General features: G+C 69.5%; 14 protein-coding genes. 6 read left to right on the top strand and 8 right to left on the bottom strand.

The window, feature by feature from the left end; all coding sequences use genetic code 11:
- Nucleotides 1-48 precede the first annotated feature (48 nt).
- From ACZ5XS_RS04660 to ACZ5XS_RS04650, 3 genes are read right to left on the bottom strand one after another with little or no spacing between them, the layout of a single operon-like run.
- Nucleotides 49-717 (bottom strand): ABC transporter permease, encoded by a 669-nt coding sequence (locus ACZ5XS_RS04660; RefSeq protein ID WP_468647741.1) that lies wholly within the window; start codon nucleotides 715-717, stop codon nucleotides 49-51.
- Nucleotides 714-1,421, bottom strand: a complete 708-nt coding sequence (locus ACZ5XS_RS04655; RefSeq protein WP_468647740.1) for an ABC transporter permease — start codon at nucleotides 1,419-1,421, stop codon at nucleotides 714-716. The genes ACZ5XS_RS04660 and ACZ5XS_RS04655 overlap by 4 nt, the downstream gene beginning before the upstream one ends.
- Nucleotides 1,418-2,584, bottom strand: a complete 1,167-nt coding sequence (locus ACZ5XS_RS04650; protein WP_468647739.1) for an ABC transporter ATP-binding protein — start codon at nucleotides 2,582-2,584, stop codon at nucleotides 1,418-1,420. Before ACZ5XS_RS04650 ends, ACZ5XS_RS04655 begins: the two co-directional genes overlap by 4 nt.
- A 301-nt stretch (nucleotides 2,585-2,885) precedes the next feature.
- Between ACZ5XS_RS04650 and ACZ5XS_RS04645 the strand changes: the two genes are divergently transcribed.
- From ACZ5XS_RS04645 to ACZ5XS_RS04620, 6 genes are all read left to right on the top strand, one after another.
- A complete protein-coding gene (locus ACZ5XS_RS04645; RefSeq protein ID WP_468647738.1) occupies nucleotides 2,886-3,095 on the top strand; it encodes a hypothetical protein in 210 nt (69 codons plus the stop codon).
- 58 nt (nucleotides 3,096-3,153) lie between these two features.
- A complete protein-coding gene (locus ACZ5XS_RS04640) occupies nucleotides 3,154-3,288 on the top strand; it encodes a hypothetical protein (RefSeq protein ID WP_468647737.1) in 135 nt (44 codons plus the stop codon).
- 159 nt (nucleotides 3,289-3,447) lie between these two features.
- Nucleotides 3,448-4,065 carry an ArnT family glycosyltransferase gene (locus ACZ5XS_RS04635; RefSeq protein WP_468647736.1) on the top strand — a complete coding sequence of 206 codons (618 nt, stop codon included), beginning with the start codon at nucleotides 3,448-3,450 and terminating at the stop codon, nucleotides 4,063-4,065.
- Nucleotides 4,066-5,019: a hypothetical protein gene (locus ACZ5XS_RS04630; RefSeq protein WP_468647735.1), complete on the top strand. Its 954-nt coding sequence runs from the start codon at nucleotides 4,066-4,068 to the stop codon at nucleotides 5,017-5,019.
- The gene (locus ACZ5XS_RS04625) at nucleotides 4,986-5,330 is read left to right on the top strand and encodes a mannosyltransferase YkcB-related protein (RefSeq protein WP_468647734.1); all 345 of its coding nucleotides are present in this window, start codon (nucleotides 4,986-4,988) and stop codon (nucleotides 5,328-5,330) included. The genes ACZ5XS_RS04630 and ACZ5XS_RS04625 overlap by 34 nt, the downstream gene beginning before the upstream one ends.
- A 145-nt stretch (nucleotides 5,331-5,475) precedes the next feature.
- Nucleotides 5,476-5,700, top strand: coding sequence for a cold-shock protein (locus ACZ5XS_RS04620; RefSeq protein ID WP_468647733.1), 225 nt, complete (start codon nucleotides 5,476-5,478; stop codon nucleotides 5,698-5,700).
- A gap of 13 nt (nucleotides 5,701-5,713) precedes the next feature.
- Here the strand turns inward: ACZ5XS_RS04620 and ACZ5XS_RS04615 are convergent, their stop codons facing one another.
- Genes ACZ5XS_RS04615 through ACZ5XS_RS04595 form a run of 5 tightly spaced genes read right to left on the bottom strand, consistent with a single transcriptional unit; the run spans nucleotide 5,714 to nucleotide 12,575 of the window.
- Nucleotides 5,714-9,313 (bottom strand): DUF4062 domain-containing protein, encoded by a 3,600-nt coding sequence (locus ACZ5XS_RS04615; protein WP_468647732.1) that lies wholly within the window; start codon nucleotides 9,311-9,313, stop codon nucleotides 5,714-5,716.
- A 5-nt stretch (nucleotides 9,314-9,318) separates the two neighbouring features.
- On the bottom strand, nucleotides 9,319-9,747 hold the full coding sequence (locus ACZ5XS_RS04610) for a hypothetical protein (RefSeq protein WP_468647731.1): 429 nt from the start codon (nucleotides 9,745-9,747) through the stop codon (nucleotides 9,319-9,321).
- 38 nt (nucleotides 9,748-9,785) lie between these two features.
- Complete coding sequence (locus ACZ5XS_RS04605; RefSeq protein WP_468647730.1) at nucleotides 9,786-10,556, bottom strand: FAD:protein FMN transferase; 771 nt, start codon at nucleotides 10,554-10,556, stop codon at nucleotides 9,786-9,788.
- Between the two features lie 5 nt (nucleotides 10,557-10,561).
- A complete protein-coding gene (locus ACZ5XS_RS04600; protein ID WP_468647729.1) occupies nucleotides 10,562-11,263 on the bottom strand; it encodes an FMN-binding protein in 702 nt (233 codons plus the stop codon).
- Nucleotides 11,264-11,273: 10 nt separating this feature from the next.
- The gene (locus ACZ5XS_RS04595) at nucleotides 11,274-12,575 is read right to left on the bottom strand and encodes a ferredoxin reductase family protein (protein WP_468647728.1); all 1,302 of its coding nucleotides are present in this window, start codon (nucleotides 12,573-12,575) and stop codon (nucleotides 11,274-11,276) included.
- Nucleotides 12,576-12,704 lie beyond the last annotated feature (129 nt).

Here is a 12,704-nt window from a genome sequence, read left to right as displayed (position 1 = left end):
GGGGCGGATGTCACCACCGCCCCGGGCCCTCGGCCGGCTGCTTCCGGGTCAGCCGCTTCGCCGTACCCCGCGCGACACCGCAGTCCGGTGCACCGCCCAGAACACCGCGAGCGTGACCAGTGCCAGCCCGGCCACCAGCGTGGCGCCGCCCACGACCTTCTCGTAGTTGCGCTGGTAGAGGCCGTCGACGATGTACCGGCCGAGGCCGCCGAGCGAGACGTACGCGGCGATGGTGGCCGTGGAGACGATCTGGATGGCGGCGGAGCACAGGCCGCTGAGGATCAGCGGGAGCGCCGCCGGCAGTTCGACCTGGAACAGCACCTGGGCCTCACTCATGCCCATGCCCCGGGCGGCGTCCACCGGCGACGGGTCGACGGAACGCATCGCCTCGTAGGTGGTGACGAGGATCGGCGGGACGGCGAGGACGACCAGCGGGATCATCACGTTCACCAGGCCGAACCCCAGGAGCAGGGTCATCAGCACGAGCAGGCCGAAGGTGGGCAGGGCCCGCCCGGCGGTGGCGATCAGGGAGAGGGCGTTCCCGCCGCGCCCGTAGTGACCGGTGATCAGGCCGCCGGGCAGCCCGATCGCGGCGGCGAGGACGAGCGCCTCCAGGGTGTACTGGATGTGTTCGCCGACGCGCGTGGGGATGCCGTCGTAGCCGGTCCAGTGGGCGCTGTCGCTGAAGAAGGCGTTGATGAAGTTGAGCAGGTTCACCGGGCTGCGTCCTCCAGGGCGAGGGCGGCCGGGTCGGGCCGGTCGGCCTTGGGTTTCGTGTGCGCCCGGCGCGGCATCCACGGCGTCAGCAGGAGGCGCAGGGCCACCAGGAGGCCGTCGGCGAGGATCGCGAGGGCGGCCATGGTCAGCACGGCGTTCACCGCGAGTTCGGGCCGGTTGTAGATGGTGGCGTCGTTGAGCAGGTTGCCGAGGGCGCCCTGGTTGCCGATGAGGGTGCCGACGCTGACGAGGCTGATGCTCGACACGGTCGCCACCCGCAGCCCGGCGGTGATCGCGGGCACCGCGATCGGCAACTGGACCTGGAGGTAGCGGCGTACGGGTCCGAAGCCCATGGCGGTCGCGGCGGCGATGGTCTCCTGCGGGACCGAGCGGACGCCGTCGACGATCGACGGGACCAGGACGACGAGGCTGTAGACGGTGAGCGGGATCATCACCGTGAGCTCGGTCTGTCCGGTGTAGTCGATGAGGAGCACGAAGAAGGCGAGCGAGGGGATGGCGTACAGCACGGTCGTGATCCACAGCACCGGCGGGTACAGCCAGCGGAAGCGCACGCACAGCTGGGCGAGCGGCAGCGAGATCACCAGCCCGGCCAGCACCGGCAGCAGGGCCTCGCGCAGGTGCAGGCCGACGAGGCCGAGCCAGCTGTGCTGGAGGTCGCTGGGGATGTCGAAGAAGCCGTTCATGGGGCGATCCGTGCGGCCTTGGTGACCGTCGAGGCGGCGGAACTCCCGCCGTTCGTACGGCCTTCCGCGTGGGCGCCGCGGATCGCCTCGCCGATGGTCTGCTGGGAGACGACTCCGGCCGCCCGGCCCTCGCCGTCCACGGCGACGGCCCAACCGGTGGGCGAGAGCACCGCGCAGTCGAGGGCGGCCCGCAGCGAGTCCTTGCCGGCCACGAACGGCCGTCCGTACGGCAGGAGTTCCGCCGCCTCGACGGCGCCGGCGGTCAGGTCCCGCGGCTCGCTCCAGCCGAGGGGCCTGCCGTCCAGGTCGGTGACGAGGAGGTAGGGGGTGTCGGCCGCGCTGCGGGCGGCGATCTGCTCGGCGGTGGCGTCGATCGCGACGATCGGCGCGGTCAGCAGGTCGAGTCCCGTGGAGGAGAAGAAGGACAGCCGTCGGATGCCGCGGTCCGCGCCGAGGAAGTCCTCGACGAAGGCGTCGGCGGGGCTGGACAGCAGCTCGGCGGGCGGCGCGAACTGGGCCAGCTTGCCGCCGGTGCGCATCACGGCGACCATCGTGCCGATCTTGACGGCCTCGTCGATGTCGTGGGTGACGAAGACGATGGTCTTGCCCAACTCCTCCTGGAGGCGCAGGAGTTCGTCCTGGAGTCCTTTGCGGACGACGGGGTCGACGGCGGAGAACGGCTCGTCCATGAGCAGCACCGGCGGGTCGGCGGCGAGCGCCCGGGCCACGCCGACGCGCTGCTGCTGTCCGCCGGACAGCTGGTAGGGGTACCGCTTGGCGAGCGCGGCGTCCAGACCGACGCGCTCCATCAGCTCACGCGCCCGCGCGCGGGCCTTGTCCTTGCCCCAGCCGAGCATGCGGGGCACGGTGGCGATGTTGTCGACGATCGTGCGGTGCTGGAAGAGCCCGGCGTTCTGGATGACGTAACCCATGGACCGGCGCAGCGTGTTGACGGGCTGCTGCAGGATGTCCTCGCCGTCGAGGAGGATGGTGCCCTCGCTGGGCTCGACCATCCGGTTGATCATGCGCAGGGTCGTCGTCTTCCCGCAGCCCGAGGGTCCGACGAGGACGGTGATCGAGCGGTCGGGTATCTCCAACGAGAGCCGGTCGACCGCCACCGTGCCGTCCGGGTACCGCTTGGTGACTGAATCTATCCGTATCAAAACGCCGAATGCCCCTCGGATTTGGCAGAAGCTGCCCATTTTCGGTCACGGTCGTGCAGGCCGTTGCGGGGAGAGTCTAGACCTCGTGTGTTGCGGGCCCTTGTCGGGCGAGTGGCCGGTTCTCCCGGGTGGCGGGCCGGAAGGGAATCCGCTCCCACTCGTTGTTTCGACTCGGGCTCCGGGGCGCGGCCTTGGCGTCCGGCGTCACCGCGCTGTGCGCACCCTGTGAGTCCGCCGATTCTCACCTCCCGCTCAGAGCGGCCTCAGGGATCCCCCAGAAGCGGCCCCGATGGTCACTGGCATGAACGAAACGAAGGCGGCAGGCGTCCGGCGGCGGCCTGTGGCCACCGGCCTGACGCTGCGGCTCCCTCACGTCCACGCCATGCGCCTGGACCAGAAGGGCCGGGGCCGCGCACTGAAGTACGTGTGGAGCCGGTCCGATGCGGACGTCGTCGCCTACATGGACGTCGACCTCTCCACCGGCCTCGAAGGCTTCCTGCCGCTGTTGTAGGAGCGGGAGACGAACTCCGGTTTCAGGCCCCGCACGACGTCCGCCCGGCATGGGCCGCATGCTGCGCGCCACCGTGACCGGCCGCCCCCGCGTCACCGCCCTGCCGCGCCGGACCAGCGCCCCGCAGGTCCCCGCCGCCCACACGGTTCCCGCCCACCCTTCCCACCAGGCGAACCTGGAGTACGCGTCATGACGACCCTCGCCCCTTTGCCCGCACCCGTCCAGCAGGACGGGCCCCGGCACCGGGTGGCACCGCCCGCCGGCGGCGGCCTCGCCGCCCGTACCCGCAGGCTCCTCACCGGCGGCTCCGAGGAACCCCCGCTGGGCACGCCCCGCCCTGTGGGCGGTCCTGGTGCTGGCCACGGCCCTGTACGCCTGGAACCTCACCTCCGTCACCGGCAACACCTTCTACAACGCCGCCGTCTACAGCGGCACCAAGAGCTGGAAGGCGTTCTTCTTCGGGGCGCTCGACTCCGGCAGCTTCATCACCGTCGACAAACCACCGTTCGCCCTGTGGGTGATGGGTCTCTCGGCCCGCGTCCTCGGCTACGGCACCTGGCAGTTGGCGCTGCCGATGGTCGCGGTCGGCGTCGGCTCCGTCGCCCTGCTGTACCGCATGGTCAAGCGGGACTTCGGCCCGGTGGCGGGCACTATCGCCGCCCTCGTGCTCACCCTCACCCCGATCACGGTCGCCATCACCCGGGACACCAACCCGGACCCGGTCCTGGTCTTCCTGATGCTGCTCGGCGCGGCCACGCTCATGAAGGCGGTGCGCACCGGGCGGCTGATGCCGCTGGTGTGGTCCGGCGTGGCGATCGGCTTCGCGTTCAACACGAAGATGATGCAGGCGTACGTCGTCCTGCCCGCGTTCTTCCTGGTCTACCTGTGGGCCGCCAAGGGCGGTGTGGGCCGCCGCCTGCGCAACCTCGCCGTCGGCACCCTCGCGCTCGTCGTCTCCAGCGCCTGGTGAATGGTGGTCGTCGACCTGATCCCGGCCTCCTCCCGCCCCTACATCGGCGGCTCGACCGACAACACGGTCTGGGACCTGGTCATCGGCTACAACGGCTTCGGCCGGATCTTCGGGGCGAGCGCGTCGACGGGATCGCAGGGCAACGGGGCGAGCTTCGGCGGCGACGCCGGCGTCTACCGCATGTTCAACGAGATCATGGGCGGCCAGATCTCCTGGCTGATCCCCTTCGCGCTCGTCGCCCTGACCGGCGGCCTGGTGCTGCGCGGACGGGCCCCCCGGACCGACGCCAGGCGTGCGGCGCTGATGCTCTGGGGCGGCTGGTTCGTCCTGCACTACCTAACCTTCGCCCTCGCCGAGGGCACCTTCCACCCGTACTACGTCACCGCCATGGCCCCGGGAATCGCGGCCCTGGCCGGGATCGGCGCCGTGATGCTCCACCGGGCCTTCCGTGAGGGCTCGGCGGCGACGTGGGGCTGGGTGCTGCCGGCCGCGGTCGCGGGCAGCACGGTCTGGGCGGTCGTGCTGCTCCAGCGGGTCTCCGGCTCCGGGACGCTGTACACGGTCGCTCAGGTCGTGGCCGGGGTCGCGGGCGCGGCCGCGGTGATCGCCCTGCTGGTCGGCCGGTTCACCCAGCGGCAGCGGCTGACGGGGGTGCCGCCCTGGCCGCGGTGGTGGCCCTGCTCGCCGGTCCCGCCGCGTACTCGGTGTCGGCGGCCACCTCGAGCACCAACGGCACCAACCCGACGGCTGGTCCGAGCACCGGTGGCGGCATGGGCGGCGGCGGCAGCGCGGGCGGCGGTCAGCGGCCGAGCGGCAGTGCGCCCAGCGGGACCGGGACCGGGCAGTCGACGGGACAGGCGCCGTCCGGCAGCACCTCGTCCTCGGAGGCCGGCACCGGTCGGACCGGCGGAGGTGGCGGCATGGGCGGTGACACCCAGGTCTCGTCCGACATGATCGCGTACCTGAAGAAGAACCAGGACGGCGCCACCTGGCTGCTGGCGGTGGCCCCCGACCAGACCGCGTCCTCGGTCATCCTGGAGTCCGGTCAGCCGGTGATCTCCATGGGCGGCTGGTCCGGCAGCGACAACGCCATGACCCTCACCAAGCTCAAGAGCCTGGTGAAGTCCGGCCAGTTGCACTACATCGTCGTCAGCGACAGCGGGCAGGGCTCCTCGGACACCGAGGTCTCGACCTGGGTCGAGAAGAACGGCACGGCCGTGTCCGACTACACCCTGTACCGCCTGGACGCCTCCGACGTCGGCTGACCAGCTCCGTCGCCCGAAGGGGTGGGCCACTGGTTCTCACCGGGTGCCCACCCCCTGTGCTGTTGTCGGAACAGTCCCTCTCAGACCTGGCTGCGCCAGCTCGAAAGCCTCTATATTCCTAGAGGCTGAAGACTGGGGAGTGAGTATGGCTCAGGGAACAGTGAAGTTCTTCAACTCCGAGAAGGGCTTTGGTTTCATCACTCCGGACGATGGCAGTCCGGATGTTTTCGTGCACTTCAGTGCGATCAGAGTGAGCGGCTTTTTCAGCCTTGAGAAGAACCAGCGAGTGGAGTTCGAAATCTCTAAAGGCCGCAAGGGGCCGGAGGCGATGTACCTGACTCCCAATGCCCGTTCCTGGGACATCGTGTAGTCGCCGTCCTTGCTCAGGCTCGGAGTGCTCGCTCAATCCGGCTTTGGTGAGGGAAGGTTGCCTGTTCTGCTCGCGCGTCCGGGAGGGCCTCGAGGGGGACACCGAGGCTGGTCAGAAGCGCTTCAGCCCGTCGGAGGTCCCAGTGGTGGGTATGGCGGGGGCCATCTGCCCAGGCTCGTCGGCGCGCGAGGCGAGCGCTCTCGACCGCCTGCTCCTCGCTGCCGAGCAACGCAAGCGTCGCCCCCAGGAGGTAATGGGGCCGGTCGGCCTCGTGCAGGCGTGACATCGCCACGCGGCATTCCTCGATGGCGGCTTCCGCCTCTTGTCTCCGCCCAAGGTGGGCCAAGGCCAGTGCGTTCTCCGCGGGCACTACCTCCTGCCCACCGACTCTGCGCAGCCGGTCGATGTCATCGGCGATGTACTTGGCGCGGAGATGCTCACCTCGGTCCGTGAGCATCTCGAATTTCAGACCGGAAAGGCGCAATCTGTTGCGCCAGTTGGCAAACTCGCGTTCAGCCTCTTCGATCTCCGTGATCTCTACGCTCGCACCGAGCCGATGTTCGAGGACGAGTCGCCAAAAGCGGACGTCACTCCTGAACCACGGGTTGTTCGCGGAGCTTTGGTGGCTCGCGTCAAGAACGGCGAGCGTGTTCCGGGAAGCGACGGTGTCTCCGCTGACAGCCTCCAGAATTGCTTTGCGCAGACGCAGCGCGAACGCGTCGTCGTAGCGGTCCGCCTGATCGCCAGCTTCCAACAGAGTAAGCGCCTTCGCGTACATAGCCAACCGGCCCAAGGCCCGGTAGTGAGTTGCCGCGCGGCCTAGAGAAGTGCGTACCTCACGGATTTCACGAAGCTCAAGAAGGTCCTCAAGAAGGGCCAGCTCGACAGAGAGCCCGCGGCTGTGCCGACCGGCCAAGTGCAACGAGATGGACAGGTTGGCTCTCAGCTCGATCAGTCTGGTGGTCTCGTAGGGCTCCAGAAGTTCCGCAACCGTGGCATTCGCTCCCAGGTCGACCAGTAGGGGGCTCGCCAGTTGGCTGGTCCAGACGGATGAGGCCGCCACATGCTGCTCGGCTCCTGTGAGAGCCCGGAACAGTGCGATGGTCTGTTGCAGGTCCTCGACACTCGTCACTTTGTCGAGAACCTCTGGCGGATTGGCCTGGAAGTAGTCCCTAATGCGCTCGTTGGCGCCGATGCGTTCACTGTTGTCGAGCCGTTCATGGGCGTAGGCCCGCACCACGGGATGCATGTCGTAGGTGTTGGCTGTCCTGTTCCACCACAGCAGTCCGCGGTCTTCAAGGCTGCGCAGCGCCGTGGCCAAGAGCGCGTCGGCCCTTTCGGGCTGTCCTTCGACAAGCTCCCGGTACGGGTTGATGCCGCTGAGCAGGTCCCAGCCGACTGTCCCGGACAGTACGGACAGCCAGCCCAGCAGCCGGGACTCGGCGAGGTCGAGGCCGTCCAGAGCCGCAGCGAGGATGTGGTTCCGGCGGGCCGCGAGGTCCACCTTGTGAATCTCGAAGGGCTGATCCCTGCGCCACCTGCCGAAGTTCCCCGGTGCCTGTCGGTGATCCCGCACCAGCCCGGCCACTAGCGCGATGAGCAGAGGATGGTTGCCCAGCGGGCGGAAGAAGTCCCCGATGTCCTCCGCGGTTCCCATGACGCCGAGCCGGCCGAGGAGCTCTCGGACGTCGTAGTCACTCAGGCCGGGAAGCCTGGTGCGCCGGACGCCGGGCAGCAGTCCGCGGCCCGGTCCCTCCAGCGCGTCCGGGACCATCCTCGTACTGATGAGGATCTTCGACGGCGAAGCGTTGACGAGAAGGCGGACGAAGTTGAATCCGAGCCCCTCGATCATCGCGTGCTTGTGTGCCTGCCGGTCCGCGTCGACGTCGTCATCGGTCACCTTGGAGGGATCGGAACGGTGATAGGCCATGAGAAGCCGCTCGAACCCGTCGAGCACGACGAGGAACGGGCGCCGACTCAGCTCGTGGATGACAGAACTCGCGGCCTGGTCCCTCCGGACCCTGCTGGTGTCGAACGACGGTTTGATGTAGTCGAGGAGCTCATACATGAACCGCTTCATCGAAGCGGAACCGTCGTAGAAGCTCCACCAGAAGCTTCCCGCCAAGTCGTCCATCACGACGCCGGCCCGCTGCGTCGCCCACTCCCAGGCGAGAGCGCTCTTGCCGGTGCCGCCGATCGCGTCGACCACCATGACCGGGTCAGTGGAGCGGGCCCACGCGTCGAGGTCGTCGAGTTCTCGGGAGCGGCCGGTGAAGGGTGTGCCACCGACGTAGGCGGGAAGAGCGCACATGTCCGGCGGTGACGGCAATGTTCGGCGCCTCGCCCGCCATCGGTGGGAGTACTCCGGCTTCCGCCGACTCGGTCGAGGCGCCAAATGGCGGGCGATGGTCTGGAACAGCTCCAGCCGGAATTCCGCCGGTGCCGAGAACGTCCTGACCTCGTGCCGCGCCGCGAGTCGCTCCTTGAAAGCGGTGATGGCACGCAAGCCCGCCACGTACTGGCCCACATCGACCGAGTCCGAGGGCGGACCCGACCAAGGGAAGTCCGGGCCAGCCACGAAGGGGAGAACGACAATGCGGGCGTCGGCCGCCGCGACGTCGTATTCCAACTCGGTAACCGAACCCTCTTCGGGCGAACGTTCTACGTAATGGTCGGCGAGCAGCAACACGAACATCCGGCACTCGGCGATCCGCCGACCCCGCTCGCTCATCGTCGGCGCGGTCTCGGGCGAGAAGTCGCCCGAATACACGGGGACCAGCCCATGCCGTCGGCAGACCTCGGCCACCACCTCACGGTAGGGGTCGAGCAGGCCGGACGCGCACGAGATGTAGACCCTCGCCCCGGCTTGCAGACCGGCCGCGGCCGTGTTCGCCCCCGCGCGGCCAGGCTTGCAGACCCTGCTCCGGCGCACGGCCTCTTCGACCTCGGGGAACACCTCACGAAGGTCGCTGATGCGCCGGCAGATCACGGTGCCGCCGGTCGCGCCTTGGTCTCCTGCGGCCCGGGGGTACGCGGTGACGATGCCCACCACCCGTTCGACGTCGTCCGGAGACCGGCGCAACAAGGGGCCGCCCGACATGCCGTCAGGCCACTCCGCGAAGCGGGCGCCGAAAGCATGCACCGACACCCGGACCGCCGGTTTCTCCCCGATCAGCTGGTCAGCGGTCTGCACCTTTCCGACATACAGAGTCGCGTACTGTGCCGGGTTGCGCAGCGGGAATCCCCCGACCCGTACGGCATCGTGCGCGTGCACCTCCGACGCCAGAAGCAGGGCGATCCGTTCGAGGTGGGCCAGGAGGTCCGCGCCACCGTTGTCCGGAAGCCTGCTCTCGTCGACTGTCAGCAGCGCGGCGTCGAGTGCGGGGCTGTGGGCGTCGTATTTCACTGGAACGTCCATGAACTTCGCGGCGGAGCTCGGCGGCTGCAACCGGAGCCAGATACGTGCCGTCGTGCCTCCGAGGGTCCGGACACAGTGCCATGCGGTCAGCACGTGCCTTGTGCCGATCACGAAGGCAGTGCGCAGATCGCCATGCGGCCACGCGTCGCGTTCCGCCTCACTCAGCAGCCGCCCCACGGCGGCCTCGGTCGCCATCTCGATCAGGTCGTCGGTGCCACGGGCCGTTTCTGGAGCTTTAGGGTCACTTCGACCGTTGCCTCACCTGAGGCCGAGAGAAGGGCCTCCACGGCCTTGCCTGCTCCCAGCACGGCCTTGACCCCGAACTTCAGTTCCACGTCTCCGATTTCGAACGATCCCGCGTCGAGTGCGCCCATCCCTGAGTCGGCCGCGCGCGTGTCGATGCCCCCGACCACGCCCGCGACCACCAGCGCCACCTCGCGTCCGACGGCCTCGGCCGCGGCTCGCAAAACGTCCTCGCCCAACTCGACCATGCGAGTCCGAGTCCCGACGCCCTGCCGTCTCCGATGTCCCGCTGCGGGAGCATGCCCGGTGTCATCCAGTTCGTCCGTCGCGCCGTCGGAGTCGGGCACACCGCTCTCCTCCAGCAACACGCCCAGGGTGATGTCCACAAGGCCCCCACAGATCCTGAAAACGGCAGTGCATCACCTTAGGGCATCGGCGCCTCGCGCGCGGTTGAAACCTCGGGATTCACCGATGCCCCAATGCTCGGCAGCGCTGGCGTCCGCAGTACCCTCCGGCCCCTGTCCACCGCGAAGACCTCGCAGCCGGGGCGGGCGGCGGCCCACTCGACGCCCTCGGCGCCCATCGCGAAGGCCGCCGTGGCGACCGAGTCCGCCTCGGTGAGGGTCGGGGCGACGACGGTCAGGCTGAGCAGACCGGTCGCCGGGCGGCCGGTGCGGCCGTCGATGATGTGGTCGCCGCGCTCGTAGCGGGCGGAGGTGGCGACCGCGCCGTCGGTGACCTCCAGGACGGTGCACAGCTTGTCGGCGTGTTCGGGGTGCCGTACGCCCACGCGCCAGGGACCGCCGGCGGCGACCACGTCACCGCCGGCGTTGAGGCAGAAGCGCGTCGCCCCGGCCGCCGTCAGCAGTTCCGCCGCCCGCTGCACCGACCAGCCCTTGACCACAGCGCAGGGGTCGAGGCCGCGGCCGGGCAGCCGTACGTCGAAGGCGCCGCCGGTGGCGGCCCGGTAGTGCTCGCACAGGTCGAGGACCTCGCGCAGGTCCGCGCCGAGGTCACCCGGCGACAGCTCGCCGCGGTCGAGGCGTGACACCTCGCTGTCGGGCTTGAACGGGCTGAACCGGACGTCGACCTCGTGCAGCCACGCGAACACCGCGTCCCCGGCCGATTCGGGGATGTGCTCGTCGTCGACCCGCAGCGAGACCGGGAAGCCCATGACGTGTTCGACGCGGTGCATGACGGTCAGCCCTTCGCGTCGATCGCGGCCTGGAGGGACTCCCGGTAGCCGTCGCTCGTGATGGTCGCGCCCGACACCGTGTCGACGTCCGCGCTCTGCGCCTGAAGCGTCTGGGCGATCAGCTTCGGCACCGCCGCCGTGGTCTGCGGGTGGTTCGGCTGCTGAAGCATCCGCACGGAGCTGATCTCGTCACCCTCGAAGGTCACCTCCACCTGCACGGGGCCCTTCTCCGTCGTCACGGTCGGGCCCGCGACGGCCTGCGAAGCGGGGGCCGAAGAGGCGGCGGGCGAGGCGGACGCCGCCGACGCGTTCTCGTCGATCGCGGCCTGGAGGGACTCCCGGTAGCCGTCGCTCGTGATGGTCGCGCCCGACACCGTGTCGACGTCCGCGCTCTGCGCCTGAAGCGTCTGGGCGATCAGCTTCGGCACCGCCGCCGTGGTCTGCGGGTGGTTCGGCTGCTGAAGCATCCGCACGGAGCTGATCTCGTCACCCTCGAAGGTCACCTCCACCTGCACGGGGCCCTTCTCCGTCGTCACGGTCGGGCCCGCGACGACGTGGGAGGAGGATCCCGAGGTCCCGGACGAGGAGGACGGTGACGGCGCGGGCGTGATGACCTGGACGGTGGACGTGTCGGCCGACGGTTGGTAGAGCCAGACGGGGACCAGACCCGCGATGCTCAGAACCACGACAGGGATTGCTCGTTTCACGGTGTCTTCCTCATCCCGCCAGGCTGAAGCGCTCGAAGTGGATCTGCGGCTTGGGCACGTCCAGCTCGCGCAGGCTGCCCAGCACCGCGTTCATCATCGGCGGCGGCCCGCACAGGAAGACGTCCCGGTCGGCGATGTCCGGCACCAGCCGGGCCAGCTCGCCGGGCGCCAGCCTGTCCGGGACGGCGGGGCCGGTCACCAGGTGCAGTTCGCAGCCCTTGGCGTGGGCGAGGTCGCGCAGCTCGTCGTAGAGGACCGCGTCCCGGTCGGTGGCGACGCGGTAGATGACGACGGCGTGGCCCTGCAGTTCCTCCAGGAGGGCGCGGATGGGGGTGACGCCGACACCGCCGGCGATGAGCACGGACTCGGGGCGGGTGCGGTGCAGCGCGGTGAAGGCGCCGTAGGGGCCCTCGGCGAAGACGCGCGTGCCGACCTTCACGTGCCGCAGGGCGGCGCTGCCGGCGCCCGCGGCCTTGGCGGTCAGGCGCAGGGTGCGGCCGTCGGGCGCGGCCGACAGGGAGAAGGGGTTGGCCTGCCACCAGCGGTCCCGGGTCATGAAGCGCCACAGGAAGAACTGGCCGGCCCGGGCGGGCATGCGGTCGAGGTCGCGGCCGGTCATGTAGACCGAGACGACGTTGTCGGACTCGGGGACGACCGCGGTGACGCGCAGCTGGTGGCGCCAGTTGCGCCACAGCGGCAGCACCAGGCGGCCGAGGAACACCGAGGTGAGCGCGACGCCCCACACGCCGTACCAGTACGTCGTGGCGGCGGACGACGAGGTGAAGCTGGTGCCGACCGCGACCTGGTGAGTGAAGGCCAGCACCACGGCGACGTAGGTGTACAGGTGGATGAAGTGCCAGGTCTCGTACGCGAGGCGGCGCCGGGCGTAGCGGCCCGAGACGGCGCCCACCACGATGATGATCGCCAGCGCGACGACCGCGCGGAGCACTCCCTCGACGGTCTCGGCGAGGTCGACCAGCTGGCTGACCGGGTCCATGCCGGAGGACTCGGCGTAGCCGAAGCTGATGAAGACGACGTGCGCGAGCAGCGTGAAGAGGATGCCGAAGCCGGTCCAGCGGTGCCAGGAGGTGAGCCGGTCCATCCCGATGCGGCGGTCGAGCCAGGGCAGCCGGGCCACCAGCACCAGCTGGAAGGCCATGAGGAGCGCACCGTACAGGCCCGCCAGCCGGCCCAGCACGATGAGGGCGTTCGACGCGAAGCCGGCCTCGGTGAAGAAGTAGGTCACCACGGCCGCGTTCGCGGCCAGCACGGCGTACAGGCCCGTGCGGGCCACCACCCTGGGTCGTTTCATCACCGTGGGGGGCGCGGGGGGCGATTGGACGGCAGTCACTCGGCGAGCTCCTTGATCGGGGCTGGGGTACCGAGCTTCCCCGCAGGGAGCTGTCGGTTTACTGTCGTACGACTTTCAAGTGCTTATCGA

Source organism: Streptomyces sp. NPDC033131, assembly GCF_055578365.1.
This window is presented reverse-complemented; position numbering and strand designations above follow the sequence as displayed.

Bases quoted from the DNA above. Each gene is read 5' to 3' on its own strand.
- ACZ5XS_RS04640 (WP_468647737.1), top strand. From the start codon at position 3,154: ATGCTGCGCGCCACCGTGACCGGCCGCCCCCGCGTCACCGCCCTGCCG.
- ACZ5XS_RS04645 (WP_468647738.1), top strand. From the start codon at position 2,886: ATGAACGAAACGAAGGCGGCAGGCGTCCGGCGGCGGCCTGTGGCCACC.
- ACZ5XS_RS04595 (WP_468647728.1), bottom strand. From the start codon at position 12,575: ATGAAACGACCCAGGGTGGTGGCCCGCACGGGCCTGTACGCCGTGCTG.
- ACZ5XS_RS04605 (WP_468647730.1), bottom strand. From the start codon at position 10,556: ATGCACCGCGTCGAACACGTCATGGGCTTCCCGGTCTCGCTGCGGGTC.
- ACZ5XS_RS04630 (WP_468647735.1), top strand. From the start codon at position 4,066: ATGGTGGTCGTCGACCTGATCCCGGCCTCCTCCCGCCCCTACATCGGC.
- ACZ5XS_RS04655 (WP_468647740.1), bottom strand. From the start codon at position 1,421: ATGAACGGCTTCTTCGACATCCCCAGCGACCTCCAGCACAGCTGGCTC.
- ACZ5XS_RS04620 (WP_468647733.1), top strand. From the start codon at position 5,476: ATGGCTCAGGGAACAGTGAAGTTCTTCAACTCCGAGAAGGGCTTTGGT.
- ACZ5XS_RS04615 (WP_468647732.1), bottom strand. From the start codon at position 9,313: ATGGCGACCGAGGCCGCCGTGGGGCGGCTGCTGAGTGAGGCGGAACGC.
- ACZ5XS_RS04625 (WP_468647734.1), top strand. From the start codon at position 4,986: ATGGGCGGTGACACCCAGGTCTCGTCCGACATGATCGCGTACCTGAAG.